Consider the following 26,833-nt stretch of genomic DNA (forward strand, 5'->3'; position numbering starts at 1 on the left):
AATTTCTATTAGGGAGTAATGATGCAGAAACGATTCAAACAACTGGCGTTGCTGGCTGCCCTCGTGCCGACGTTTGCCATGGCTCAAGCGCTTCAGAGCCAGGCTTCGTCCGCTCCGGCGGCTGCAGCGGCACCGGTTGATCCGGCCAAGCAGGCTGCAATCAAGGACCTGCTGGACGCAATCGACGCACAGAAGCTCGTCGGCGCAATCGGCAATAGCGCACAAATGCAGGCAAAGCAGTTGGTCCCGGCCATCCTGTCGGACGCGCTGAGCGAAAACACGACGATGACGGAAAAGCAGAAGCAGGCTTCCGTCCCGACGCTGCAAAAGAACGCAGTGCCGAAGCTGGTTGACGGCGCGGGCCAGGTCTTCGCGACGGACGGCTTCCGCCAGGACGCAATGCAGGCTCAGTACGACGCGTACGCGAAGTACTACAGCACGTCGGAAATCAAGGATTTGACCGCTTTCTACAAGAGCCCGACCGGCCGCAAGTTCATCCAGGTTCAGGACCAGGTGGGCCGCGACGTCGTCAACGGCTTGATGCAGAAGTACATGCCGCAATCGATCAAGGCAACGCGTGCCCAGGCCGACAAGGAAGTCGCTTCGGTCAAGCCGGCTAAGTAAGCCTTAGGCGAAAGCTGCGCAGAAACTGCGTTAGCGCGCCGCCCGGCGGTCCAATTCAAGGGCCGCCGCGTTTGGCGGGTTAGCGGGGACAATGCGATAATGGCCGTTTGCGCAGATGCGCGAACGGCCATTGTTTTTTCGGCGCCAAATGGCTGATGGGTCAATGGGGGCGATGAGCTCAATGCCGCTGTGGCTTCGTCAGCCAGCAGGCCGAGGCGATTGTTCGTATCCGCTCAGATGCAGCCACTTTCCGGTAGTCTGTTTTTACGGCGGCCCCGATTCACCGATTCACCGGTTCACCTATTCGCCGACTCGTGCGCGACCTTTCGTGTTCGCGCCGTTTTCAGGATCTCACGATGCGCGTCTTTAATTTCTCCGCCGGCCCGGCGGCCATGCCCGAAGAAGTGCTGCGTCAGGCAGCCGCCGAGATGCTCGACTGGCAAGGCAGCGGCATGAGCGTGATGGAAATGAGCCATCGCGGAAAAGAATTCATGTCCATTCACGAGGAGGCGCTCGTCGATCTGCGGGAATTGCTGCGCGTGCCGGCGAGCCATCGGATTCTGTTTCTGCAAGGCGGCGGTCTCGGCGAAAACGCAATCGTGCCGATGAACCTGCTCGGCTCGAAGCCGCGCGCCGACTTTGTGATCACCGGTTCGTGGTCGCAAAAGTCGTTCAAGGAAGCGCAAAAGTACGGCACCGTGCATCTAGCCGCGAGCGGCCAGACGGCCGAGGGCTTCACGCGCGCGCCGGCATTTTCCGAATGGCAATTGTCCGACGATCCGGCTTACGTACACTTATGCACGAACGAGACGATCCACGGCGTCGAGACGTTCGAGATTCCCGACCTCGGTAATATCCCGCTCGTGGCGGACGCGTCGTCGCACATCCTGTCGCGTCCCATGGACATTGCGAAATACGGTGTGCTGTTCGGCGGCGCGCAGAAGAATATCGGCATGGCGGGCGTGACCGTGGTGATCGTGCGCGAGGACATGCTGGACCGGGCGCTGGCCATTTGCCCGTCGGCGTTCGAATGGAAGACCGTCGCCGAAAACAATTCCATGTACAACACGCCGCCCACGTATGCAATCTACATTGCCGGGCTCGTGTTCAAGTGGTTGAAAAAGCAGGGCGGCCTTGCCGCGATCGAAGCGCGCAATCTCGAAAAGTCGAAGCTGCTGTATGACGCAATCGACTCGAGCAGCTTCTATCTGAACAAGGTCGAGCGTGGCTCGCGCTCGCGGATGAACGTACCGTTTTTCCTCGCCGACGAGTCGCGCAACGAAGAGTTCCTCGCCGGCGCGAAAGCGCGGGGAATGGTGCAGCTCAAGGGCCACAAGTCCGTCGGCGGCATGCGGGCGTCGATCTACAACGCCGTCCCGCTCGAAGGCGTCAAAGCGCTTGTCGAATACATGAAGGAATTCGAACGGCACAGCGCCTGAGTGCCCAGCATTCGGCGCGCGCATCCTTTCCAGCAAGCATTTTTGCAGTAGCTACCGGCAGGACCGTTTTCACGCATGGACGACGAACTCAACAATCGGCTCAAACCCCTTCGCGAACGCATCGACGCGCTCGACGCGCAACTGATCGCGCTGCTCAACCAGCGAGCCGCGGTGGCGCTCGAAGTGGGCGAGGTCAAGAAGCATTTCAACGCGCCGGTGTTCCGCCCGGAGCGCGAGCAGCAGGTGATCGCACGTCTGCAGGACATGAGCGAAGGTCCGCTTGCGAGCGAGCACATCAGCGCAATCTGGCGCGAGATCATGGCCGCGAGCCGCGCGCTCGAAAAGACCATCAAGGCGGCGTATCTCGGGCCGGTCGGCACGTATAGCGAACAGGCCATGCACGAGTACTTCGGTCAGTCGATCGAAGGTCTGCCGTGTCCGTCAATCGACGAAGTGTTCCGCTCGGTCGAGGCGGGCGCCGCGGAATTCGGCGTCGTGCCGGTCGAGAATTCGACTGAAGGCGCGGTGTCGCGCACGCTCGACTTGCTGCTCCAAACGCAACTGACAATCGGCGGCGAACTCGCGTTGCCGATTCATCACAATCTGTTGACGCTGAATGGCGGCCTTACAGGCGTGACACGCGTGTGCGCGCACGCGCAGGCGCTCGCGCAATGTCAGCGCTGGCTCGCGACGAACGCGCCGCATCTGGAGCGCCAGGCCGTGTCGAGCAATGCGGAAGCGGCCCGCATGGCGGCGGAAGATCCGACGGTCGCGGCCATCGCCGGCGATCGTGCGGCGACCCACTACGGTTTGCAGGTCGCCTACGCGTTGATCCAGGACGACCCGCACAACCGCACGCGCTTTGTCATGATCGGCAAGGAGCGAACAGGCCCCAGCGGCCATGATCAGACGTCGCTGATCGTGTCGGTGCCGAACCAGCCGGGCGCGGTGTTCAAGCTGCTGGAGCCGCTTGCGCGACACAGCGTTTCCATGACGCGCTTCGAATCGCGTCCCGCGCGCGTGGGCACGTGGGAGTACTACTTCTACATCGACGTAGAAGGCCATCGCGACGATCCCGCCGTGGCCGCCGCACTCACCGAACTCGGTGAGAAGGCAGCATTCCTGAAGATTCTGGGCTCGTATCCGCGCGCGCGCTGATGACTGACCCGCGGCGGGCAAGCGCAGGGCGCGGGCAGTCCGCCGGCGTGCCCGCCGCTGACTTTTCTAATAATCGTTCGGAGATTTCATGACAACGTCCTTCGGTCCTTCTTACGTGCGCGCCATTGCGCCTTACATCGCCGGCAAGCCGATTTCGGAGGTCGCGCGCGAGTTCGGGCTGGACGAAGCGAAGATCGTGAAACTGGCGTCTAACGAGAATCCGCTCGGCATGCCCGAGTCGGCGCAACGCGCAATGGCGCAGGCCGCGAGCGAGCTGGGCCGCTACCCGGATGCGAATGCGTTCGAACTGAAGACCGCGTTGAGCGAACGCTACGGCGTGCCGTCCGACTGGATCACGCTCGGCAACGGCAGCAACGACATTCTCGAAATCGCCGCGCACGCGTTCGTGGAGAAAGGTCAGTCGATCATTTACGCGCAATATTCGTTCGCGGTCTACGCACTTGCCACGCAGGGCCTCGGCGCACGCGCGATCGTTGTGCCGGCGGTGAAGTTCGGCCACGATCTCGATGCCATGCTGGCCGCAATCACGGAGGACACGCGGCTTATCTTCGTCGCTAATCCGAACAACCCGACCGGCACCTTTATCGAAGGCGCGAAGCTCGAAGCGTTTCTCGCCCAAGTGCCGCGCCACGTGGCGGTCGTGCTGGACGAGGCATACACCGAATATCTGCCGGCGGAAAAGCGCTACGACTCGATCGAGTGGGTGCGCCGTTACCCGAACCTGCTCGTGTCGCGCACGTTCTCGAAGGCGTTCGGCCTGGCGGGCTTGCGCGTCGGCTTTGCAATTGCGCAGCCCGAGTTGACCGATCTGCTGAACCGCCTGCGCCAGCCGTTCAATGTGAACACGCTCGCGCAAGCCGCGGCCATTGCCGCGCTGAACGATAAGGCGTTCCTGGAGAAGAGCGCGGCGCTGAACGCCCAGGGCTATCGCCGTCTGACAGAAGCGTTCGACAAGCTCGGCCTCGAATATGTGCCGTCTGACGGCAACTTCGTGCTGGTGCGTGTCGGCGACGACGATGCGGCGGGCAATCGCGTGAATCTGGCATTGCTGAAGCAGGGCGTAATTGTGCGTCCGGTCGGCAACTATGGTTTGCCGCAGTGGTTGCGCGTGACGATCGGGCTGCCAGAAGAAAACGAGGCGTTCATCGCCGCGCTCGAAAAAACCCTCGCCACCGCCTGAGCGGCTGATCTTGACCCGCGCGCCTCGTCTGAACGAACGGCGCGCTTTTCCTGTGACCGACGTGGCCGCGTTCTCTTTTAACAAGCTGGTGATATTTGGTGTCGGCCTGATTGGCGGATCGCTCGCGCGCGCGCTGCGCGAGCGCGGCGAAGCAGGTGGGGCCCGCACGGTGGTCGGCGTGGGCCGTTCGGCGGCGTCGAGCGCTCGCGCGCTGGAACTTGGCGTGATCGACAGCGCAGCGGCATTGGATGACGACGCCGCGTTGCGCGAAGCGCTTGCCGGCGCCGACCTCGTACTGCTCGCGGCGCCGGTCGCCCAGACCCAGCCGCTCCTCGAGCGCATCGTGCCGTTTCTCGACGCGAACACCATCGTCACCGATGCCGGCAGCACAAAGTCCGACGTCGTGGCGGCGGCCCAGGCCGCGCTCGGCGCGCGCATCGGGCAGTTCGTGCCGGGGCATCCGATTGCCGGCCGCGAGGCGAGCGGCGTCGAAGCCGCGTTGCCCGATTTGTACGTCGGTCGCAATGTCGTGCTGTGTCCGTTGCCGGAAAATGCGCCGCACACCGTCGAGCGCGTCGCGGCAATGTGGCGCGCGACGGGCGCGCTGGTGCGCGATATGACGCCGGCGCAGCACGACCGCGTGTTTGCGTCGGTGAGCCATTTGCCGCACGTGTTGTCGTTCGCGCTTGTCGAGCAGATTCTGAATTCGCCCGACGCCGCGCTGAAGTTTTCTTTTGCCGCGGGCGGCTTTCGCGATTTCACGCGCATTGCCGCGTCGAGCCCGGAAATGTGGCGTGACGTGTGTGTCGCCAATCGCGCCGCGCTGCTCGACGAACTCGACGCCTACACGGCGGTGCTCGCACGGCTGCGCTCGGCCATCGAGGCTGCCGACGGCACGGCGCTCGAAGCGGTATTCGCCCGCTCGCGCGTGGCGCGCACGGAGTGGCAGGAACAGCGCGCGGGCGGCGTCGCGCCGGCCGACGGGTCAAAATGAGGGCGTCGCAATGAGCGCGTCGCCATAATCGGAAACTGGACTCAATCATGGAATTCCTCGATCTCGGACCATTTTCTCGTGCGTCCGGCACGGTTCGTCTGCCTGGCTCGAAAAGCATTTCGAACCGCGTGCTGTTGCTTGCCGCACTCGCCGAAGGCGAAACGACGATCACGAACCTGCTCGACTCCGACGACACGCGCGTCATGCTCGACGCGCTCGAAAAGCTCGGCGTACGGCTCAAGCGCGAGGGCGATACCTGTGTCGTGACCGGCACCCGCGGTGCATTTACGGCGCGCACGGCCGACCTCTTTCTGGGCAATGCGGGCACGGCGGTTCGTCCGTTGACGGCGGCGCTTTCGGTGAATGGCGGCGATTACCGCATCCACGGCGTGCCGCGCATGCACGAGCGGCCGATCGGCGATCTGGTCGACGGCCTGCGGCAGATCGGCGCGCGAATCGACTACGAGGAAAACGAGGGCTATCCGCCGCTGCGAATTCGCCCGGCGCAGATTTCCGCCGAGGCGCCGATCCGCGTGCGTGGCGACGTGTCGAGCCAGTTCCTCACTTCGCTCCTGATGACGCTGCCGCTCGTGCGCACCGCAAGCGGCGTGAGCACCGTTCAGGTGGACGGCGAACTCATCTCGAAGCCCTATATCGACATCACGATCAAGCTGATGGCGCGCTTCGGCATCAACGTCGAACGCAATGGCTGGCATCAGTTCATTGTGCCGGCTGGGCAGCGCTATCAGTCGCCGGGCACGATCATGGTGGAAGGCGATGCCTCGTCGGCGTCCTATTTCCTCGCGGCGGGCGTGCTCGGCGGCGGGCCGGTGAAAGTGGAGGGCGTCGGGCGTTCGAGCATTCAGGGCGATGTCGGCTTCGCGGATGCGCTCATCAAAATGGGCGCGAACCTGCAAATGGGCGACGACTGGATCGAAGTGCGCGGCGTCGGCAACGACCACGGCAAGCTCGATCCGATTGACATGGACTTCAACCTGATTCCCGACGCTGCGATGACCATTGCGGTCGCCGCGCTGTTTGCCGACGGCACGACCACGCTGCGCAACATCGCGAGCTGGCGTGTGAAAGAGACCGACCGGATCGCGGCAATGGCGACCGAGCTTCGCAAGGTCGGCGCGAAGGTGCAGGAAGGTGACGACTTCCTCATGGTCACGCCGCCCGAGAAGCTGATCCCGAACGCCTCCATCGACACCTACGACGACCATCGCATGGCAATGTGTTTTTCGCTCGTCAGTCTGGGCGGCGTGCCGGTGCGGATCAACGACCCGAAGTGCGTCGGCAAGACGTTTCCCGATTATTTCGAGCGCTTCGCGGCGCTCGCTCACCCCTGATTCGCGTAGGAATCGCCCGACGTGCGACTTTTTCGATGAAACCGATCCGTCCCTTTCACCAGACGCCCGTCATTACGATTGACGGCCCCAGTGCCTCCGGCAAAGGCACGGTGGCCGCGCTGGTCGCCGCGAGCCTCGGCTTTCACCTGCTCGACAGCGGCGCGCTGTACCGGCTCGCGGCGCTCGCCAGCATGCGCTACGGGCTGGCTGCTGAGGACGTCGACGCTCTTGTAAAACTGATCGACGACCTGCACATCACGTTCCGGGAGGGCCTTGCCCAGCTGGACGGCGTCGACGTATCGGCGGAAATTCGCGCCGAAGAGGTTGGCAGCCGGGCTTCGGCGATTGCCGTGCACGCGCCGGTGCGCGCCGCGCTGGTGGCGCGTCAGCGGGCTTTCCGCAAGGAACCGGGGCTCGTCGCGGACGGTCGCGACATGGGCACTGTGATCTTCCAGGACGCCATTCTGAAGGTGTTCATGACCGCCAGCGTGGAGGCCCGCGCGGCCCGGCGGCATAAGCAATTGATACAAAAAGGCTTTTCTGCTAATATTGATGACTTGCTCCGGGATTTGCGCGAGCGCGACGAGCGTGACAGTCTGCGCGCAGCCGCGCCGCTTAAGCCCGCAGCGGATGCAAAGCTGCTCGATACGTCCGCCTTGTCGGTCGATCAGGCGGTCGAGCAGGTAGTGCAATGGTACGAAGCGCTCGTTGCCCAAAGCTGATCGAAGTAGTGGTTTGGAATCGGCGGCGGCCGCGGCATCAGTACGTTGCTGGTAGGTGCTTCGCGATGATCGCGAAGCGTTGTATTAACCCCTTAACCCCGCATGGCATTCGCATTCTTGCCGAAGTAGCTGACCGTCCGGCCAGCCGGGCAGCGCGAGAACCATGCAAATTTTGATTTTTATGTCCGACCTGCAAACCTCTACCCCGAATACCGAATCTTTCGCGGCTCTGTTCGAAGAGTCGCTGACCAAGCAGGACATGCGCGCCGGCGAAGTGATCTCCGCCGAAGTCGTGCGTGTCGACCACAACTTCGTGGTCGTCAACGCTGGTCTCAAGTCCGAAGCCTACATCCCGCTCGAAGAGTTCCTGAATGACGCGGGCGAGGTAGAAGTGCAGGCGGGCGACTTCGTTTCCGTCGCGATCGACGCGCTGGAAAACGGCTATGGCGACACGATCCTGTCGCGCGACAAGGCGAAGCGCCTGGCTTCGTGGCTGTCGCTGGAAAAGGCTCTCGACAACAACGAACTCGTGACCGGCACGATCACGGGCAAGGTCAAGGGCGGCATGACCGTCATGGTCAACGGCATCCGCGCGTTCCTGCCGGGTTCGCTGGTTGACACGCGTCCGGTCAAGGACACGACCCCGTACGAAGGCAAGACGCTGGAATTCCGCGTCATCAAGCTCGACCGCAAGCGTAACAACGTCGTGCTGTCGCGCCGTGCCGTGATCGAAGCAACCCAGGGCGAAGAGCGCGCAAAGCTGCTCGAAACGCTGAAGGAAGGCGCGATCGTGGAAGGCGTGGTCAAGAACATCACCGACTACGGCGCGTTCGTGGACCTGGGCGGTATCGACGGCCTGCTGCACATCACCGACATCGCATGGCGTCGCGTGCGTCACCCGAGCGAAGTGCTGTCGGTTGGCCAGGAAGTCACCGCGAAGATCCTCAAGTTCGACCAGGAAAAGAACCGCGTTTCGCTGGGCATCAAGCAGTTGGGCGACGATCCGTGGGAAGGCATCTCGCGCCGTTACCCGTCGGGCACGCGCCTGTTCGGTAAGGTCACCAACATCACCGACTACGGCGCATTCGTCGAAGTGGAATCGGGCATCGAAGGCCTCGTCCACGTGTCGGAAATGGACTGGACGAACAAGAACGTTGCACCGTCGAAGGTTGTGCAACTGGGCGACGAAGTCGAAGTCATGGTTCTCGAAATCGACGAAGACCGCCGCCGTATCAGCCTCGGCATGAAGCAGTGCAAGCCGAACCCGTGGGACGACTTCAGCCGCAACTTCAAGAAGGGCGACAAGCTGCAAGGCGCAATCAAGTCGATCACCGACTTCGGCGTCTTCATCGGTCTGCCGGGCGGCATCGACGGTCTGGTTCACCTGTCGGACCTGTCGTGGTCGGAAACGGGCGAAGAAGCCGTTCGCAAGTACAAGAAGGGCGACGAAGTGGAAGCGATCGTTCTCGGCATCGACGTCGAGAAGGAGCGCATTTCGCTGGGTATCAAGCAGCTCGAAGGCGACCCGTTCAGCAACTACGTTGCAATGAACGACAAGGGTTCGATCGTCGACGGCGTGGTCAAGTCGGTGGACGCGAAGGGTGCAGTGGTTCAGCTGTCGGGTGAAGTCGAAGGCTACCTGCGTGCTTCGGAAATCGCACAAGACCGCGTGGAAGACGCTCGCAACGTGCTGAAGGAAGGCGACAAGGTCAACGCGATGATCATCAACATCGATCGCAAGTCGCGTGGCATCAACCTGTCGATCAAGGCGAAGGACTCGGCTGAGCAACAGGAAGCGATTCGCGGCCTGGCTTCGTCGGATTCCAGCGCAGCCGCCACCGGCACGACGAACCTCGGCGCGCTGCTGAAGGCCAAGCTCGACGGCCAGAACCAGTAATTGAGGAACGCCCCAGCCTGCCGCGCAGACTAAGCGCTCGCGGCAGGTACCCCTCGCGGGGATTAACAGGGGCGGCTCGGCGTTTTCTTGAGAGGTCTGCTGCAGTATGACCAAATCGGAATTGGTCGCCCAACTGGCTACGCGTTTCCCGCAACTTGTACTGAAAGATGCGGATTTCGCGGTCAAGACGATGCTTGATGCGATGTCGGAGGCGCTTGCCAAAGGTCATCGCATCGAAATTCGAGGTTTTGGCAGCTTCGGCCTGAACCGCCGTCCTTCCCGCGTCGGGCGCAATCCCAAGTCGGGCGAAAAAGTGCTGGTGCCCGAGAAGTACGTGCCGCACTTCAAGCCGGGCAAGGAATTGCGTGAGCGGGTTGATCGTCGCGCGGGCGAGCCGTTGAAAGCCGAAGAGCCGGACGACGATCTGTAAATGCTCCGCTGTGCGCGCTGTGCAGTTTTGCAGCGTGGCGTTGGCGGTGTCAGCGGCCAATGCCAGTCGGCAAAAGACCAGAAAAAGCGCCTTTCGGCGCTTTTTTTTCGCCCGCGCGTTTTGGCGATATTGGTCGTTGCCTTGCGCTCTGCATCCTTATGTGCCGTTCGGTTCATGCCACGGTTTGCATCTTCGGTCGCGTCTTCAATCGGATTTTCCAGTCCCGGCTTTCACCCTGTTCACTGCCTCATTTCCCGACCGCATCCGCACCCCACACTTTTCTGTAAGCCTGCTATCCGCCAGTTCCTGCCCAGCCGCGAGGGCTTCAATTACAATACGGGTCACTTCGGCGCGGGCAAACACCGTGGCGCGACGCGTCATCAGGCCGGCGTCACCCCGCAACTGCCGTCAAGAGATCTATTCATGAAATTTATCGTCTGGCTGATCCGTGTACTGGTGTTCGTGCTGCTGCTCGTGCTGGCACTCTCCAATACACAACCCGCTACGCTGAATTTCCTCGCTGGCTACGCCTGGTCGGCGCCGCTTATCCTGATCGGCCTCGCGTTCTTCGTGGTCGGATTGCTCGCGGGCCTTGTGTCGTCGATGCCCGCCGTGGTCCGCCTGCGCATGGAAAATGGCCGACTGAAGCGTGAGTTGAGGGTGGCTCGCGAGGCGCCGGTGGCTGTCGAACAGCCGCCCATGCCGCCGCTGATCTGATTGTGTCGCTCGCCGTGCGCCTTTCGCGCGGCATCCCGTTCCCGCCTTCCGGCTCATTTGCATTCATCGCATGGATCTAGACTTCTGGTGGCTGCTCGTCATTCCCGTCGCGTTCGCGTTCGGCTGGATGGCTGCGCGCTACGACCTCAAGACGCTGCTGTCAGAAAGCGCCAATTTGCCGCGCTCATATTTCCGCGGCCTGAACTTCCTGCTCAACGAGCAGCCGGACCAGGCGATCGACGCGTTTATCGAAGTCGTCAAACTCGATCCCGAAACGGTCGAACTGCATTTCGCGCTCGGCAATCTGTTCCGGCGCCGCGGCGAGACGGATCGCGCGATACGCGTGCATCAGAATCTTCTCAGCCGCGCGGACCTGCCGGTTAGTGAGCGCGATCACGCACTGTTCGAACTCGGCCAGGACTTCCTGAAGGCCGGCCTTCTGGATCGTGCCGAAGAAACCTTCCGCTCGCTCGAAACCGGCGACTACGCGTTGGGCGCGCAGCGCGCGCTTCTCACCATTTACGAAATCGAGAAAGACTGGCTCAAGTCGATCGACACAGCTCGCCATCTGGAAACAATGGGCGCCGAGTCGCTCGACAAGGAGATCGCGCAATTCCATTGCGAACTCGCACAGGAAGCGCTGCAGCAGAAAAAGCCCGACGAAGCACGCCGCCAGCTCGGCTTTGCGCTGAAGGCGAACCCAACCAACGTGCGCGCCACGATTCTGTTCGGCGACGTCGACGCCGCCGCAGGTGCGCAGGAGGCGGCGATCGCGCAGTGGCGTCGCGTCGAGGAACAGAACCCGGCTTATTTGCCGCTCGTCGCCGAAAAGCTGATGAAGGCGTATGAAGCGCTCGGCCGCGCGCAGGAAGGCGCCGATCTGCTCACGAGTTGGGTCGACCGTTATCCGAGCAACGATCTGCTCGACGTCGCCTATCAGCATGTCGCGTCGCTGCGCGGGGCAGATGCCGCGCATGCGCTCGCGCGTTCGCAGATGCAGAAGTCGCCCAACCTCGCAGGCATGACGCGTCTGCTCGAGGCGCAACAGGCCGTGGCGGAAGAGCCGCGGCGCAGCGAGCTCGAACTGATGCGCACGCTGATCCGTCAGCGCACCAAAAATCTGCCGCGCTACACGTGCCAGAATTGCGGTTTCAGGGCGCGGCTTTTCTACTGGCAGTGCCCAGGCTGCAGCGGTTGGGAAACCTATGCGCCGCGGCGGGTCGAGCCGATCGCCGCGTCGAACTGATGTTGCGTAGGGCTTGGGCAGCGTGTTCATGACCGGCTTCATTGCCGGAACTCATTACCGGAACCTTCAACCGGAAAGCGTATGAAAATCACCATTATCGGCACTGGCTATGTGGGCCTCGTCACAGGCGCGTGTCTCGCTGAAATCGGCAACGACGTATTCTGTCTCGACGTCGACCCGCGCAAGATCGAAATTCTAAACAACGGCGGCGTGCCCATTCACGAGCCGGGATTGCAGGAAATCATCGCGCGCACGCGTGCAGCCGGGCGCATTACCTTTTCGACGGACATCGAGGCGAGCGTCGCTCACGGCGACGTGCAGTTCATCGCCGTCGGCACGCCGCCCGACGAAGACGGCTCCGCAGACCTGCAGTACGTGCTGGAAGCGGCGCGCAACATCGGCCGTACGATGAACGGCTTCAAGGTGATCGTCGACAAGTCGACGGTGCCCGTCGGCACCGCGCAGCGCGTGCGCGCGGTCGTCGAAGAAGAACTCGCGAAACGCGGGCTCGCGGGTAGCGAAAAACACCGCTTCTCGGTCGTGTCGAATCCCGAGTTTCTGAAGGAAGGCGCGGCGGTGGACGACTTCATGCGGCCCGACCGCATCGTGCTCGGCAGCGACGAAGACGAAGCCGGCCTGCGCGCGCGCGAACTGATGAAGCGCCTGTACGCGCCGTTCAACCGCAATCACGAACGCACGTTGTATATGGATGTGCGCTCGGCTGAATTCACCAAGTACGCGGCCAATGCGATGCTGGCCACGCGCATCTCGTTCATGAACGAGATGTCGAATCTCGCGGACCGGGTGGGTGCCGACATTGAGGCGGTGCGCCGCGGCATCGGCTCTGACCCGCGTATCGGCTATCACTTCCTGTATGCCGGCTGCGGCTATGGCGGCTCCTGTTTCCCGAAGGACGTTCAGGCGCTGATCCGTACGGCTAGCGAAGAAGGCCACAATCTGCGCATTCTCGAAGCCGTCGAGGAAGTGAACTACAAACAGAAAGACGTGCTCGTGCAGAAGATCACGCACAAATGGGGCAATGATCTGGCGGGCCGAACGTTCGCTGTGTGGGGCCTGGCGTTCAAGCCGAATACCGACGACATGCGCGAAGCGCCGAGCCGCCGCGTGATCGCGGAACTGCTCGCGCGCGGCGCGCAGGTGCGCGCGTACGATCCGGTCGCCGTGACCGAGGCGCGCCGCGTCTTCGCGATGGACCTGCACGACTCGCCGGACCAGCTCGCGCGTCTGAGCTTCGCGAGCACGCAGGACGAAACGCTCACGGGCGCGGACGCGCTCGTCATCGTCACGGAGTGGAAGGAGTTCAAGAGCCCGGACTTCGCGCATCTGAAATCCGTGCTGAAGTCGCCGGTCATTTTCGACGGCCGCAATCTGTACGAGCCCGAAGCGATGACCGAGCTTGGCATCGACTATCACTCGATTGGACGCCCTTATGCACAACCCTCTGAACTTGCAGCCGATGCCTGAAACCAGGCCCGGCTCTATTGCACCGTCGCCGTCACCGGCTTTGACCGTCGTGCCGCGCGCGCAGATCGCGGCCGCGCGCGTGCTCGTCGTCGGTGACGTGATGCTCGACCGTTACTGGTTCGGCGACGTCAATCGCATCTCGCCGGAAGCACCCGTGCCGGTCGTGCATGTGCAGCGCCAGGAAGACCGTCTGGGCGGCGCGGCGAACGTCGCGCGCAATGCGGCGGCGCTCGGCGCGCAGGCGGGCCTGCTGTGCGTCGTCGGCCATGACGAACCGGGCGAGCGCATCGTGCAGTTGCTCGGCGAGAGCGGCGTGAACCCGCATCTTGAACGCGATCCCGCGCTGCTCACGACCATCAAGCTGCGCGTGCTGTCGCGTCAGCAACAGTTGCTGCGCGTCGATTTCGAGAATTCACCCGCGCACGAGGTGTTGCTCGCCGGCCTCGCGCGCTTCGACGAATTGTTGCCGTCGCACGACGTGATCCTGATGTCCGATTACGCGAAGGGCGGCCTGACCCACGTGACGCAGATGATCGCGAGAGCGCATGCGGCCGGCAAGCCGGTGCTGGTGGACCCGAAGGGCGATGACTGGGAGCGTTATCGCGGCGCCACGTTGATTACGCCGAACCGCGCGGAGCTGCGCGAGGTGATCGGCCAGTGGAAATCGGAAGAAGACCTGACCGGGCGCGTGAGCAGACTGCGTGCGGATCTCCAGTTCAAGGCCTTGCTGCTCACGCGTTCGGAAGAGGGCATGACGCTCTTCTCCGACGACGGCATCCTGCACACATCGGCGGTCGCGCGCGAAGTGTATGATGTTTCGGGCGCGGGCGACACCGTGATTGCCACGCTCGCCACCATGCTGGGCGCGGGTCTGCCGCTCGTCGAAGCGGTCGGTCTCGCCAATCGCGCGGCCGGCATCGTGGTCGGCAAACTGGGCACGGCCACCGTCGACTACGACGAACTCTTTCATTGAAGCGCCCAACCGGTCCTTGGCCGCGAGCCGACGGGCAGCGCGCAAAAGGACCGGCGGCGCGCCAGCCAACCTGCCGTTCGAAGCCGGCGCCTCGTCGCCCGCTTCGCTCCATGCAAGGCTCATTACCGCGGGACCATCATGACTCTCATCGTCACCGGCGCGGCCGGCTTTATTGGCAGCAACCTCGTGAAGGCGCTCAACGAGCGCGGCGAACAACGAATCATCGCGGTCGACAATCTGACGCGCGCGGACAAGTTCAGGAATCTCGTCGACTGCGAAATCGACGACTATCTGGACAAGACCGAATTCCTCGAGCGATTCGCGCGCGGCGACTTCGGCCGCGTGCGCGCGATTTTCCACGAAGGCGCCTGTTCGGACACGATGGAAACCGACGGCCGCTACATGATGGACAACAATTTCCGCTATAGCCGCGACGTGCTGGATATCTGCCTCGCGCAGAACATCCAGTTTCTGTACGCGTCCTCGGCGGCCACGTACGGCGGCTCGAGCCGTTTCGTCGAAGAGCGCGAAGTCGAGCAGCCACTGAACGTGTACGGCTATTCGAAGTTCCTGTTCGACCAGGTGATTCGCCGCGTGCTGCCGAACGCGAAAAGCCAGATCGCAGGCTTCCGCTATTTCAACGTGTACGGTCCGCGCGAAACGCACAAGGCGCGCATGGCGTCCGTCGCGTTTCACAATTTCAACCAGTTCCGCGCCGAGGGCAAGGTCAAGCTGTTTGGCGAATACAACGGCTATGCCGCGGGCGAGCAGACGCGCGATTTCGTTTCCGTCGAAGATGTGGTGAAGGTCAACCTGTTCTTCTTCGACAATCCGGACAAGTCGGGCATCTTCAATCTGGGCAGCGGCCGCGCGCAGCCGTTCAACGACATTGCGAGCACGGTCGTCAACACGCTGCGCGCGCTCGACAATGAGCCGCCGCTGTCGCTCGCCGACCAGGTGCAGCGCGGGCTGATCGAATACATTCCGTTCCCCGACGCGTTGCGCGGCAAGTATCAGTGCTTCACGCAAGCGGACCTCACGAAGCTGCGCGCGGCTGGCTACGACGCGCCGTTTCTGAGCGTGCAGGAAGGTGTCGATCGCTACGTGCGTTGGCTATTCGGCCAGGTGTAAATAGTTCGGATACCTGTTTAAACTGGAATCTCCCGGTTGGTCATGACGCCAACCGGTTGTATGAGGGAGATTCCATATGTTTCGAAAAATTCTGGTTACTGCGGCCATGCTCGCCGCTTTCGGCCACGCGTATGCGTCGGTTGACGTCAACACGGCTAACGAGGACGCGCTGCGCGGCATCAAAGGCATCGGTCCTGCCAAAGCGAAAGCCATTCTCGAAGAGCGTGCAGCGCATGGTCCGTTCAAGGACCCGGCCGATCTCAGCAAGCGCGTCAAAGGCATGGGCGGGCATACCGTCGAGCGCCTGCAGGCGGAGGGTCTCGCTGTCGGTCCGGCTGGCGCGGCTGCTGGCCCGCAGGTTGCGGCGTCTTCACAGACCAAAGGCGCGGCCGCTGCGGCCAATACGCCAAAAGGCGGCACCGCAGTGGCGGTGAAGAAATAGTCTGACGCGGGCCGGCGCGGCGCGTGTTGCGCCGTGCGTGGTTCGCCATCGTTGTCCTTCATGGTCGGAGTCGGCAACAACGCTCCTTAAGCTGTCATTCGTATGACTGGCTCCCCGCGGTACCCGGCCGCGGGCTTTTTGCGTTGGCGCGGCATGCATCCATGCGGGCGGAAGGGCCGCGCGGCAGCCGGGGGCACGGTAGTTTAGAATCGGTAGATTGAACACTCCGCGCATCGACAGCACCTGAACCGATATGGCTTACAAAACGATTGAAGACACGATCGGCAATACGCCGCTCGTGCAACTCGTGCGTCTTACCGACGACGAGATCCGCAACCGCAACAACGTGGTTCTCGCCAAGCTCGAGGGCAACAATCCCGCCGGCTCGGTGAAGGATCGCCCTGCGTTGTCGATGATAAAAAAAGCGGAAGCGCGCGGCCGTATCAAACCGGGCGACACGCTGATCGAATCCACGAGCGGCAACACCGGCATTGCTCTTGCCATGGCGGCCGCGATCCGCGGCTACAAGATGGTGCTGATCATGCCGGAAGACCTCTCGGTGGAGCGCCGCCAGAGCATGGCTGCATACGGCGCGCAGATCATTCTCACGCCGGTTACGGGCGGCATGGAGTACGCGCGCGATCTGGCCGATCAGATGCAGCGCGACGGAAAGGGCATCATCCTCGATCAGTTCGCGAACCCGGACAATCCGGCCGCGCATGTCGAGGGCACGGGCCCCGAAATCTGGCGCGATACGGAAGGGCGCATTACGCACTTCGTGTCGTCCATGGGCACGACGGGCACGATCATGGGCGTGTCCACGTATCTGAAGCAGCAGAACGAGGCAATCGAGATCATCGGCGCGCAGCCGGAGGAAGGCTCGCGCATTCCGGGCATCCGCAAATGGCCCGAGGCGTACATGCCGAAAATTTTCGACCGCAGCCGCGTGGACCGTGTCGAGAACGTGAGCCAGGCCGCGGCGGAAGCAATGGCGCGGCGCCTCGCGTCGGTCGAAGGCATTTTCGCGGGCATCTCGTCGGGCGGCGCGTGCGAGGTGGCGTTGCGGGTCGCGCGTCAGGTCGAGAACGCGACCATTGTGTTTGTCGTCTGCGATCGCGGCGACCGCTATTTGTCGACGGGCGTGTTTCCAGCCTGAGCGGGCTTTCGGGCGCGGTTGGCGCCCGAAAGCCACAAAGCCATCGGCAATAAAAAAGCGCCTGCCGGCGCTTTTTTTGAGTCGATCAAACCTGAAGCGAGCCGACGGCCCGCTACGCGCATTATTGCGATGCCGCGCCCGGCGGCGCCGCGTTGTCCACGGCATTGGCGGAGTCGCTCGCTTCCATCTGCGATTTGATCCGCTGCCCCAACTGATAAACCGCGAGCGCGTAAAAGAAGCTGCGGTTGTAGCGTGTCAGCACGTAGAAATTCTTCAAGCCGAGCATGTATTCGGTGCCGCGTCCCGGCGACGGCAAATCGACCACCGTGACGGGCGTCCCTGCTTCGGACGCAATGTTCACGTTCGGCTCGTTGAGCACCAGTCCCGCGCGCAGCAACTGGTCGAGCGGCCAATGCGGTTCCGGCGCGCCGTCCGCGGCGGCTTGCGCGACGCCCAGGCTGCCCGCGTCCGAGCCGATTTTCCACACGACCGGCCGGCCGTTTTCCCAGCCGTTCTGACGCAGATAATTTGCAACGCTGCCGATTGCATCGGCCTGGCTCGAGCGCAGGTCGATGTCCTTCTTGCCGTCGTAGCTCACCGCATACTGCACGATGCTGCTCGGCAGGAACTGCGGAATGCCGATCGCGCCGGTGTACGAGCCGAGCACCGTGGTCGGATCGATTTGCGAATCGCGCGTCCACACCAGGTAGTCTTCGAGATTCTTGCGGAAGGTCGCCTGCCGGTCCGCGCGATTAGGCGTGTTCGGGTAGTCGAAACTGAGCGTGGTGAGCGCATCCAGCACGCGGAAGTTGCCCATGAAACGCCCGTAAATCGTCTCGACACCGAGAATGCCGACGATCACCTCCGGTGGCACGCCGAACTCTTCGTACGCGCGCTGCAACGTGGCCTGGTTCGCGCGCCAGAAGCGGATGCCCGCATTGATGCGAACCTGATCGAGAAAGCGCGACTGATACGCGCGCCAGTTCTTGACCGTGGGCGAGGGCGACGGCGTGACCAGTTTCACCGCGGTCGCCGAATAACTGACGCCGGAAAAGAGCGAATGCAGCGCGGACTCGTCGAAGTCGTAGCGCGCCACCATGTCGTTGATGAACGCATCCACATTCGCGTTGTTCGCATAGCGCTGCGGAATGATTTCTTCCTCAAACGTTTGCCCCTGAGGAACACCGGTTTGCGGCTGGGCCTGAGCCACGAGCGCCGGCGGTTTTTTGCCGACGCTCTGCGCGAGAGCCGGAGTGTTTGCCATGAACATGCACGATGCGACGGAGAGTGTGGCGGCGATGGTTCGGGTGCTGAGCCGGTTTCGTGCAGACAGAGCAAGCTTGACGGTCATAGTGAGCTGGGGGCGCAGTGCGAGAGGACAAAAGTGGGAGGAAAACGGAATGGGCAGTATACCCGAGGCATCCTGCGAAACTGTGCCGGACGCGTCACAGCGGCCACGTGTCGTGGGACGCGGCAGCGAAGCTGGGCATCATGGCACGCGGCCACGCCGCGTCGTGTGGTAACTTGATAAATGTTGGCGCGCCGTGGGCGCGCGCCCCTGGAAGGAGACAAGCCGCGCACGCCGTCAAGGCGCTGCGCCGCAGAACAGAATCATGGCAACAGGCTTCTATTCCCACGCCGACTGTCTGCTGCACGACATGGGGCAATGGCATCCAGAATGCCCCGCGCGGCTGCAGGCCATCGAAGATCAATTGATCGCGAGCCGCATCGACGCGCTGATCGAGCGCGAGTCGCCGCCGCTCGCTGACGAAGCGGCGCTGCTGCGCGTGCACACGCAGGCGCACGTCGACTACATCCGCGGCCGTTCGCCCGCCGAAGGCCTCGCGGAAATCGACCCCGACACGTCGATGAACCCGCATACGTTGCAGGCCGCCTTGCGAGCGGCGGGTGCGGCCGTGGCCGCTACCGACGCGGTGATCGAAGGCCGCTTCGACAACGCGTTCTGCAGCGTGCGTCCGCCCGGCCATCACGCCGAACCGGCCCGCGCGATGGGCTTCTGCTTCTTCAACAACGTGGCGATCGCCGCGCGCCATGCGCTCGAGGTGCACGGCCTGCAGCGGGTGGCCGTCATCGACTTCGACGTGCATCACGGCAACGGCACGGAGGCGGCCTTCTCCGGCGACCCGCGCGTGCTGATGTGCAGTTTCTTCCAGCATCCGTTCTATCCGTTCACGGGCGCCGACAATCAGGCGCCCAACATGTGCAACGTGCCCATGCCCGCGCGCTCGAAAGGCATGGCCGTGCGCGAGGCGGTGGACATGCTCTGGCTGCCGCGCCTGAACGATTTCAAGCCGGAGATGCTGTTCATTTCCGCAGGCTTCGACGCGCATCGCGAAGACGATCTCGGCAACATGGGCCTCGTCGAGGACGACTACGTGTGGATCACCGAGCAGATCCGCGACATCGCAAAACGCTATGCGGGCGGGCGGATCGTGAGCTGTCTCGAAGGCGGCTACAACCTCTCTGCGCTCGGACGCAGCGTGGTCGCGCACGTGCGCGCGCTGGCCGGCATCTGACCAGCAACCGCAACCGCGCCCCGCACTCCGCGCCAACCGATCACGTCAACGGAGCGAGCCATGAATGCCGATGCACAGACCGCCTCGCTGGTGGACACGGAAATCGACGCGTACGGCGTGCCGGGCGTCGTCTGTCTGACGATGAACCGGCCAGACGCTTTCAATGCGCTCTCCGAGGGGCTGCTCGACGCCTTGCAGACCGCGTTGAGCGGACTCGCGCAGTCGCAGGCGCGCGTGGTGGTGATCGCCGGCGCAGGGCGTGCCTTTTGCGCGGGGCATGACCTGAAGGAAATGCGCGCGGCGCCGTCGCTCGGCTATTACCAGGCACTGTTCGCCCGCTGCACGAAACTCATGATGACGATCCAGCGCTTGCCGCAGCCGGTGATCGCGCGTGTCCACGGCATTGCGACGGCCGCGGGTTGTCAGCTCGTCGCAATGTGCGATCTGGCCGTCGCCTCGGACACCGCGCGCTTCGCCGTGTCGGGCGTGAATCTCGGGCTGTTCTGCGCGACGCCGTCTGTGCCGTTGTCGCGCAATCTGTCGCGGAAGGCGGCGCTTGAAATGCTGCTGACCGGAGACTTCATCGACGCCGCCGAGGCGAAGCACCAGGGTCTCATCAATCGCGTGGTGCCGATGGACTCGCTCGACGCCGAGGTGGCGCGGCTCGCCACCAGCATCTGCGCAAAGCCAGTCGAAGCGGTGAGCGCGGGCAAGGGCCTCTTCTACCGGCAGCTCGAAATGGGCATCGAGGCCGCCTACCAGCTCGCGGGCCAAACCATGGCCTGCAACATGATGGACGACTCCGCGCTCGAAGGCGTGCAGGCGTTCATCGACAAACGCCTGCCCGACTGGAAGCGCTGATCTACCTGAACAGCTAATGCGCCGGCGCCACGCGTTGATCGATCCACTCGATCAGGTCGCCAATCACTCGGTCCCGGTCGAGGTCGTTCATCGTCTCGTGATAGCTGCCTTCGTATAGCCTCAGCGTCTTGTCCGGTGAGCCGGCGTGCTGGCCGAACGCGCGGCTGCCTTCCGGCTCGGTGAGTTTGTCGGCGGTGCCGTGATAGACGAGGAGCGGCAGGCGCAGTCCCGCGCGGCCGCGCCCGATGCGCGCCATCGCCAGCAAGAGCTCAGCGCCGGTGCGCGCCGGAATCGGACCATGATGCACGAGCGGGTCGCTGCGATTCGCGTCGACGACGGACTGCACGCGCGAAAGCAGGGCGGGGTCGATTTTCATCGCCGGGAAGGTGGGCCACAGGCGGCTGATCACCTGGCTTAGCTTCAGCATCCAGCCGGGCACGTCTCGTCCGGGCGCGAGCGCGGGGCTCGACAGAATCAGGCCGCTCAGCTTCGCGCGGCTATCCGGTTGTTGGCCTGCGCCGCCCGCGCGCTCGATGGTGTGCAGCGCGGCGACCGCACCGCCCATGCTATGACCCATCAGAAAGAGCGGCGCGTGTGTGGGCGCTTCGCTTTGCGCGGCGGCGTCGAGCAAGGCGTGCGCGTCGAGCAGGTAGTCGTCGAACCGGTCGACGTAGGCCCGTTTGCCCGGCGCCAAGCCGTGACCGCGCAGGTCGATTGCCAGCAGTTCAATGCCGGCCGCGTTGAGCCGCGCGGCCAGCGGCGAATAGCGGCCCGCGTGCTCAGCGAGTCCGTGAATCAGCACAATGGTGGCGCGCGGCGAATCTTTGGTGGGCCAACGGTATAGCGGCAATTCAAGGCCATCCGCCGTGATGACGGTCGTGCGAACAGGCTCGGCGCCATCCGTCACCTTCTGATCGGCACTGATGAAGCTGTCTTGGGATGTCTCCATGGCGGCGCGTCCGTTCATTGTGGTTCGCGAGATCATAGAGCGTTGCGGTCGTACGGAGATCGCATGAGCTGCGGGTGCCTCCTCTAATTTCTGCAGGTTATGAAAAGATCGTAATTGATTATTAAAGAGAATGTCCTCGCTGCGGTAGAATCGCCGGCTCAAACCCTAATAAAAGTGACGGCGGCCGCTTGGCCGGGGAGCGCGCGGCACTCGTCGGCAAACCCGCCGTTTCGTTTTTCCATGATCGAAATACGCAATATTTCCCAGCGGTTTGCCGGACCCCGGGGCTGGGTCGAGGCGCTGCACAACGTCAATCTGTCGATTCCGGCGGGCGAGGTGTTCGGCATCATCGGCCGCAGCGGCGCGGGCAAGAGCACGCTTGTACGCACCATCAATCTGCTGACGCGGCCGACCGAAGGCAACATTGTCGTCGACGGCCGCGATCTGACGACGCTGCCCGCGGCGCAGTTGCGCGAGGCGCGCCGCGAAATCGGCATGATCTTCCAGCACTTCAATCTGCTGTCCTCGCGCACAGTGTTTGAAAACGTCGCATTGCCGCTCGAACTCGCCGGCATGAAGCGCGACGAAATTGAAGCGAACGTGGTGCCGCTATTGGAACTGGTGGGCCTGTCCGCGCAGAAGGACCGCTATCCGGCGCAGATCAGCGGCGGGCAGAAGCAGCGCGTGGGCATCGCGCGGGCGCTCGCGAGCAAGCCGAAGGTGCTGCTTTCCGACGAGGCGACGTCCGCGCTCGATCCCGAAACCACGCGCGCGATTCTCGAACTGCTCAAGCGCATCAACCGCGAACTGAACCTGACCATCGTGCTGATCACCCATCAGATGGATGTGATCAAGCAGGTGTGCGATCGCGTCGCGGTGCTCGACGCGGGCCGCGTCGTCGAACAGGGCAAGGTGATCGACGTGTTCCTGCAACCGCACCACGAAGTCACGCGCGCGCTGATCGGCGACGTGATCGCGCAGGAACTGCCGCCCGCGATGAAGGCGCGCGTCGCCGAGCGTCTGAAGACGGGCAGCGGTCATTTGCTGCGCCTTGCGTTCACGGGCTCCGGCGTCGACCAGCCGATTCTCTCCGAGACGATTCGCCGCTACGAACTCGACTTCAACATCCTGCACGGCCAGATCGACGAGATTCAGGGGCAGGCGTTCGGCTCGCTCGCGGTGCTGGCGGGCGGCGAACCGGCGAAGGTGGCGCAGGCGCTGGCGTATCTGCGCGAGCAGGGTGTGGTGGTGGAGGAGCTCCCATATGTTGAGTGAAATGTTCGATATGTTCGTCCAGTCGTTCTGGGAAACGCTCGTCATGGTGGGCATTTCCGGACTGGTCGGCGCGTTGGTGGGTTTGCCGCTTGGCGTGCTGCTGTATCTGACGGACCGTCAGGGCGTGTTGCAGAACGTGGCGGTCAATCGCGTGGTGGGCGTGATCGTCAACGCGGTGCGCTCGACGCCGTTCATCATTCTGCTGGTGGCGGTGATTCCGTTTACGCGCCTCGTGGTCGGATCGTCGATCGGCACGGCCGCAGCCGTGGTGCCGCTCACCATTGCCGCGGCGCCGTTCATCGCGCGTCTCGTGGAAACGGCGCTGCGTGAGGTGGACCGCGGCCTGATCGAGGCGGCGCAGGCGATGGGCGCGACCACCAGTCAGATCGTCTTCAAAGTGCTGTTGCCGGAATCGCTGCCGGGTGTGGTGGCCGGCTTGACGATCACCTTCGTCTCGCTGGTCGGCTATTCGGCGATGGCGGGCGCGATTGGCGGCGGCGGTCTCGGCGACCTGGGCATTCGCTACGGGTATCAGCGTTTCCTTCCGGAAGTGATGTTGACGGTCGTGGTCATTCTGATCGTCTTCGTGCAGTTGGTGCAGTCGTTCGGGGATTGGCTCGTGCGTCGTCTGAGCCATAAATAATTCAAAAGGTCCATCATGCAACGTCGTTTGATTCTCAAGCTGGTCGCGGCGCTCGGCGCCGCGTCGCTCATCGCCGCCAATGCGGCTCGCGCTGAAGACACCATCAAGGTCGGCGTGACCGGCGGTCCGCACGCGCAGATCATGGAAGTCGTGAAGACGGTCGCAGCGAAGAACGGTCTGAACATCAAGGTCGTCGAATTTTCCGACTACGTGCAGCCGAACGCGGCGCTCGCGGGCGGCGATCTGGACGCGAACAGCTATCAGCACGACCCGTACTTGCAGGCGCAGGTCAAGGATCGCGGCTACAAGCTGATTCGCGTGGCCGACACCGTCACTTATCCGATGGGCATCTATTCGAAGAAACTGAAGAAGCTGACGGACCTGCAGCCGGGTGCGAAGATCGCAGTGCCGAACGATCCGACCAATGGCGGCCGTGCGCTGTTGCTGCTGCAAAAGCAGGGGCTGCTGAAACTGCGCACCGAAGCGGGTCTGAAGGCGACGCCGCTCGACATCGTCGAGAATCCGAAGAAGCTGAAGATCGTCGAGCTCGATGCCGCGCAGATTCCGCGCTCGCTCAATGATGTGGACGCCGCCGCGATCAACACGAACTTCGCGATGGAAGCGGGCCTCAAGCCCAAGCAGGACGCGATCGCGATTGAAGACCCGAAGGGTCCGTATGTGAACATCATCGCGATCCGCGAGGCCGACCGGAACAAGCCGTGGGTCGCGAAGCTGGTCGCGGCCTACCATTCGCCGGAAGTAAAGCAGTTTGTCGAAGGCAAATTCGGCGGCGCCGTGATCACGGCGTGGTGAGCTGAAGGTTTCAGACACTGCGTGACCAGCCGGCAACATGAAAATTAGAGCCGTAAGTCGGAACCCGGGGTTGGCGCCCGGGTTTTTTCGCGGTTAAAATAGAACGATCGTTCGTTATTGCCGTCACGCCGCTGGAGGGCGATATCCTCCTGCAAGAGCGCCCGCGACAAGGCCGCCACGAGGGCAGTCGTTATAATGTTCGTTGGGTTGACGTATTCGTAACTTTGGAGCGTGTGCATGAAAATCCTGGTGCCAGTCAAGAGAGTGGTCGACTACAACGTGAAGGTCCGGGTCAAGTCGGACGGCACGGGCGTCGATATCGCGAACGTGAAGATGTCGATGAATCCCTTCGACGAAATCGCGGTCGAAGAAGCGGTCCGCCTGAAGGAAGCGGGCGTGGCAACCGAAGTGATCGCCGTGTCGTGCGGCGTTACGCAATCGCAGGAAACGCTGCGCACGGCGCTCGCGATTGGCGCGGACCGCGCTGTGTTGATCGAGTCGAATGAAGAGTTGCAGCCGCTGGCGGTCGCGAAGCTGCTGAAGGCGCTGGTCGACAAGGAACAGCCGCAACTGGTGATCCTCGGCAAGCAGGCCATTGACGACGATTCGAATCAGACTGGCCAGATGCTCGCCGCATTGGCGGGTTTGCCGCAGGCGACGTTTGCGTCGAAGGTCGTGGTGGCCGACGGCAAGGCAACCGTTTCTCGCGAAGTCGACGGCGGTGCTGAGACGCTGTCGCTCAAACTCCCCGCTGTCGTCACGACCGATCTGCGCCTGAACGAGCCGCGCTACGTGACGCTGCCGAACATCATGAAGGCGAAGAAAAAGCCGCTGGAAACGATCAAGCCCGAGGACTTGGGCGTCGATGTCACGCCGCGTCTGAAAACGCTGAAGGTTGCCGAGCCGCCGAAGCGTTCGGCCGGCGTGAAGGTGCCGGATGTGAAGACGCTGGTCGAAAAGCTGAAGACCGAAGCCAAGGTGCTGTGACAGGGAGACAGGGCAAATGACGAATCTGGTGAATCTTGTAATAGCTGAACACGACAATCAGTCGATCAAGGCCGCGACGCTGCACACGATTGCAGCCGCGCAGAAGGTCGGTGGCGATATTCACGTGCTGGTGGCCGGCCACAACGCGCAGGCCGCGGCTGACGCGGCTGCGAAGATCGCGGGCGTTTCGAAGGTGCTGCTGGCCGACGCGCCGCAACTGGCCGAAGGTCTCGCGGAGAACATCGAGGCCACCGTGCTGAACATCGCGAAGGATTACTCGCACATCCTCACCGCCGCGACTGCCTACGGCAAGAACATCGCGCCGCGTATCGCCGCGAAGCTCGACGTCGCGCAGATCAGCGACATCACCGCAGTCGATTCCGCCGATACGTTCGAGCGTCCGATCTACGCGGGCAACGCAATCGCCACGGTGCAATCGGCTGATCCGATCAAGGTCATCACGGTGCGCACGACCGGTTTCGACGCTGTCGCGGCCGAAGGCGGCAGCGCATCCGTCGAAAAGATCGAAGCCGCTGCGGACACGGACATCTCGCAGTTCGTGAGCCGCGAGGTGACGAAACTGGACCGGCCTGAACTGACGTCGGCGAAGATCATCGTGTCGGGTGGCCGCGGTTTGGGCAATGGCGAGAACTACACGCAGGTTCTCGAGCCGCTGGCCGACAAGCTGAACGCGGCGCTCGGTGCATCGCGCGCGGCGGTCGACGCGGGCTTCGTGCCGAACGACTACCAGGTCGGCCAGACCGGCAAGATCGTCGCGCCGCAACTGTATGTGGCAGTCGGCATTTCAGGTGCGATCCAGCATCTGGCGGGCATGAAGGATTCGAAGGTGATCGTCGCCATCAACAAGGACCCGGAAGCGCCGATTTTCAGCGTCGCGGATTATGGCCTCGTGGGCGATCTGTTCACGCTCGTGCCGGAACTCGTGAACGAACTCGGCTGAGCGTCCTGGCGCCACACATCAAAGCCATCTAACAAGCCATCAAGGCGTTTGGCGACATACGAAGGGCGCAGGACCGGACAAGTCCCGCGCCCTTTTTCCATCAGGCAGGAGGAGAGCAGAAATGAGCTATACGGCGCCCATCAAGGACATGCTGTTCGTGATGAAGGAACTGGCGGACCTCGAACAGATCGCGACGCTGCCGGGCTTCGAGGACGCGAATCTCGATACCGCTCAGGCCGTGCTCGAAGAGTCGGCGAAATTGTGTGGCGAAGTGCTGGCTCCGCTGAACGTCGAGGGCGACCGCAATCCGAGCAGTTGGAAAGANGGTGTGGTGACCGCNACNCCNGGCTTCANGGANGCNTTCCGNCAGTTTGCCGAAGGCGGCTGGCAAGGCGTGCAGCATCCCGTCGACTATGACGGGCAGGGCCTCCCCAAGCTCATCGCCACGCCTTGCGTGGAAATGCTGAACGCGTCGAATCTGTCGTTCGCGCTCTGTCCGTTGCTAACCGACGGCGCGATCGAAGCGCTCCTGACCGCCGGCAGCGACGCGCAAAAACAGACCTATGTGCCGAAGCTCATTTCCGGCGAATGGACCGGCACCATGAACCTCACCGAGCCGCAGGCCGGCTCGGACCTCGCGCTTGTGCGCACGCGCGCCGAGCCGCAAGGCGACGGCTCGTTCAAGCTGTTCGGTACGAAGATTTTCATCACGTGGGGCGAGCACGACATGGCGAAGAACATCGCGCATCTCGTGCTGGCGCGCACGCCCAACGCGCCCGAAGGCGTGAAGGGCATCTCGCTTTTCATCGTGCCGAAATTCCTCGTGAATGACGATGGGTC

General features: G+C 63.0%; 26 protein-coding genes. 24 read left to right on the forward strand and 2 right to left on the reverse strand.

The window, feature by feature from the left end; translation table 11 throughout:
• Positions 1–21 precede the first annotated feature (21 nt).
• The 16 genes from A3AC_RS0128705 to cysM all read left to right on the forward strand — a co-directional run bounded on the left by A3AC_RS0128705 (position 22) and on the right by cysM (position 16,967).
• Entirely contained in the window at positions 22–624 is a 603-nt protein-coding gene (locus A3AC_RS0128705; protein ID WP_025603046.1) for a DUF2059 domain-containing protein, read from the forward strand.
• Between the two features lie 356 nt (positions 625–980).
• Positions 981–2,063, forward strand: a complete 1,083-nt coding sequence (gene serC, locus A3AC_RS0128710; RefSeq protein WP_025603048.1) for a 3-phosphoserine/phosphohydroxythreonine transaminase — start codon at positions 981–983, stop codon at positions 2,061–2,063.
• 75 nt (positions 2,064–2,138) lie between these two features.
• On the forward strand, positions 2,139–3,221 hold the full coding sequence (gene pheA, locus A3AC_RS0128715) for a prephenate dehydratase (RefSeq protein ID WP_025603050.1): 1,083 nt from the start codon (positions 2,139–2,141) through the stop codon (positions 3,219–3,221).
• A gap of 88 nt (positions 3,222–3,309) precedes the next feature.
• Positions 3,310–4,422, forward strand: a complete 1,113-nt coding sequence (gene hisC, locus A3AC_RS0128720; RefSeq protein ID WP_025603052.1) for a histidinol-phosphate transaminase — start codon at positions 3,310–3,312, stop codon at positions 4,420–4,422.
• 52 nt (positions 4,423–4,474) lie between these two features.
• A complete protein-coding gene (locus tag A3AC_RS0128725) occupies positions 4,475–5,416 on the forward strand; it encodes a prephenate dehydrogenase (protein ID WP_025603055.1) in 942 nt (313 codons plus the stop codon).
• A 47-nt stretch (positions 5,417–5,463) separates the two neighbouring features.
• A complete protein-coding gene (gene aroA, locus A3AC_RS0128730; protein WP_025603057.1) occupies positions 5,464–6,768 on the forward strand; it encodes a 3-phosphoshikimate 1-carboxyvinyltransferase in 1,305 nt (434 codons plus the stop codon).
• Between the two features lie 35 nt (positions 6,769–6,803).
• On the forward strand, positions 6,804–7,490 hold the full coding sequence (gene cmk / locus A3AC_RS0128735; RefSeq protein ID WP_025603059.1) for a (d)CMP kinase: 687 nt from the start codon (positions 6,804–6,806) through the stop codon (positions 7,488–7,490).
• Between the two features lie 163 nt (positions 7,491–7,653).
• Positions 7,654–9,387, forward strand: a complete 1,734-nt coding sequence (gene rpsA, locus A3AC_RS0128740; RefSeq protein ID WP_025603060.1) for a 30S ribosomal protein S1 — start codon at positions 7,654–7,656, stop codon at positions 9,385–9,387.
• A 106-nt stretch (positions 9,388–9,493) separates the two neighbouring features.
• Positions 9,494–9,817 carry an integration host factor subunit beta gene (locus A3AC_RS0128745; protein ID WP_006050255.1) on the forward strand — a complete coding sequence of 108 codons (324 nt, stop codon included), beginning with the start codon at positions 9,494–9,496 and terminating at the stop codon, positions 9,815–9,817.
• A 423-nt stretch (positions 9,818–10,240) separates the two neighbouring features.
• The gene (locus A3AC_RS0128750; protein WP_013589238.1) at positions 10,241–10,534 is read left to right on the forward strand and encodes a LapA family protein; all 294 of its coding nucleotides are present in this window, start codon (positions 10,241–10,243) and stop codon (positions 10,532–10,534) included.
• A gap of 70 nt (positions 10,535–10,604) precedes the next feature.
• Positions 10,605–11,780 carry a lipopolysaccharide assembly protein LapB gene (gene lapB / locus A3AC_RS0128755; protein WP_025603063.1) on the forward strand — a complete coding sequence of 392 codons (1,176 nt, stop codon included), beginning with the start codon at positions 10,605–10,607 and terminating at the stop codon, positions 11,778–11,780.
• Between the two features lie 81 nt (positions 11,781–11,861).
• Positions 11,862–13,265, forward strand: a complete 1,404-nt coding sequence (locus A3AC_RS0128760; protein WP_025603065.1) for a UDP-glucose dehydrogenase family protein — start codon at positions 11,862–11,864, stop codon at positions 13,263–13,265.
• On the forward strand, positions 13,231–14,238 hold the full coding sequence (rfaE1, locus tag A3AC_RS29610; RefSeq protein WP_084515604.1) for a D-glycero-beta-D-manno-heptose-7-phosphate kinase: 1,008 nt from the start codon (positions 13,231–13,233) through the stop codon (positions 14,236–14,238). Before A3AC_RS0128760 ends, rfaE1 begins: the two co-directional genes overlap by 35 nt.
• A gap of 138 nt (positions 14,239–14,376) precedes the next feature.
• Positions 14,377–15,369, forward strand: a complete 993-nt coding sequence (rfaD, locus tag A3AC_RS0128770; RefSeq protein WP_025603089.1) for an ADP-glyceromanno-heptose 6-epimerase — start codon at positions 14,377–14,379, stop codon at positions 15,367–15,369.
• 76 nt (positions 15,370–15,445) lie between these two features.
• Positions 15,446–15,811: a ComEA family DNA-binding protein gene (locus A3AC_RS0128775; protein WP_025603067.1), complete on the forward strand. Its 366-nt coding sequence runs from the start codon at positions 15,446–15,448 to the stop codon at positions 15,809–15,811.
• A gap of 253 nt (positions 15,812–16,064) precedes the next feature.
• On the forward strand, positions 16,065–16,967 hold the full coding sequence (cysM, locus tag A3AC_RS0128780) for a cysteine synthase CysM (protein ID WP_025603069.1): 903 nt from the start codon (positions 16,065–16,067) through the stop codon (positions 16,965–16,967).
• A gap of 121 nt (positions 16,968–17,088) precedes the next feature.
• Here cysM and mltB read toward each other — a convergent pair whose 3' ends face one another.
• A complete protein-coding gene (gene mltB / locus A3AC_RS0128785; RefSeq protein ID WP_025603071.1) occupies positions 17,089–18,237 on the reverse strand; it encodes a lytic murein transglycosylase B in 1,149 nt (382 codons plus the stop codon).
• A gap of 343 nt (positions 18,238–18,580) precedes the next feature.
• Here mltB and A3AC_RS0128790 point away from each other — a divergent pair, with 343 nt between their 5' ends.
• Positions 18,581–19,504: a histone deacetylase family protein gene (locus A3AC_RS0128790; protein WP_025603072.1), complete on the forward strand. Its 924-nt coding sequence runs from the start codon at positions 18,581–18,583 to the stop codon at positions 19,502–19,504.
• 60 nt (positions 19,505–19,564) lie between these two features.
• Complete coding sequence (locus tag A3AC_RS0128795; protein ID WP_025603073.1) at positions 19,565–20,365, forward strand: enoyl-CoA hydratase; 801 nt, start codon at positions 19,565–19,567, stop codon at positions 20,363–20,365.
• 13 nt (positions 20,366–20,378) lie between these two features.
• On the opposite strand, the gene A3AC_RS0128800 is transcribed toward A3AC_RS0128795, so the two are convergent.
• Complete coding sequence (locus A3AC_RS0128800; protein ID WP_025603075.1) at positions 20,379–21,314, reverse strand: alpha/beta hydrolase; 936 nt, start codon at positions 21,312–21,314, stop codon at positions 20,379–20,381.
• 240 nt (positions 21,315–21,554) lie between these two features.
• Between A3AC_RS0128800 and A3AC_RS0128805 the strand changes: the two genes are divergently transcribed.
• The 6 genes from A3AC_RS0128805 to A3AC_RS0128835 form a co-directional block, all read left to right on the forward strand.
• Positions 21,555–22,589, forward strand: a complete 1,035-nt coding sequence (locus A3AC_RS0128805) for a methionine ABC transporter ATP-binding protein (protein ID WP_025603077.1) — start codon at positions 21,555–21,557, stop codon at positions 22,587–22,589.
• Positions 22,579–23,232, forward strand: a complete 654-nt coding sequence (locus tag A3AC_RS0128810) for a methionine ABC transporter permease (protein WP_025603090.1) — start codon at positions 22,579–22,581, stop codon at positions 23,230–23,232. The genes A3AC_RS0128805 and A3AC_RS0128810 overlap by 11 nt, the downstream gene beginning before the upstream one ends.
• A gap of 15 nt (positions 23,233–23,247) precedes the next feature.
• Positions 23,248–24,045 (forward strand): MetQ/NlpA family ABC transporter substrate-binding protein, encoded by a 798-nt coding sequence (locus A3AC_RS0128815; RefSeq protein ID WP_025603079.1) that lies wholly within the window; start codon positions 23,248–23,250, stop codon positions 24,043–24,045.
• Between the two features lie 237 nt (positions 24,046–24,282).
• Entirely contained in the window at positions 24,283–25,032 is a 750-nt protein-coding gene (locus A3AC_RS0128825) for an electron transfer flavoprotein subunit beta/FixA family protein (protein WP_025603083.1), read from the forward strand.
• A gap of 25 nt (positions 25,033–25,057) precedes the next feature.
• Complete coding sequence (locus A3AC_RS0128830; RefSeq protein ID WP_025603085.1) at positions 25,058–25,993, forward strand: electron transfer flavoprotein subunit alpha/FixB family protein; 936 nt, start codon at positions 25,058–25,060, stop codon at positions 25,991–25,993.
• 121 nt (positions 25,994–26,114) lie between these two features.
• A partial coding sequence (locus A3AC_RS0128835; RefSeq protein ID WP_025603087.1) for an acyl-CoA dehydrogenase family protein occupies positions 26,115–26,833 on the forward strand: 719 nt, incomplete at its 3' end.

The organism is Burkholderia sp. WSM2230 (genome assembly GCF_000472445.1).
GTDB lineage: Bacteria > Pseudomonadota > Gammaproteobacteria > Burkholderiales > Burkholderiaceae > Paraburkholderia.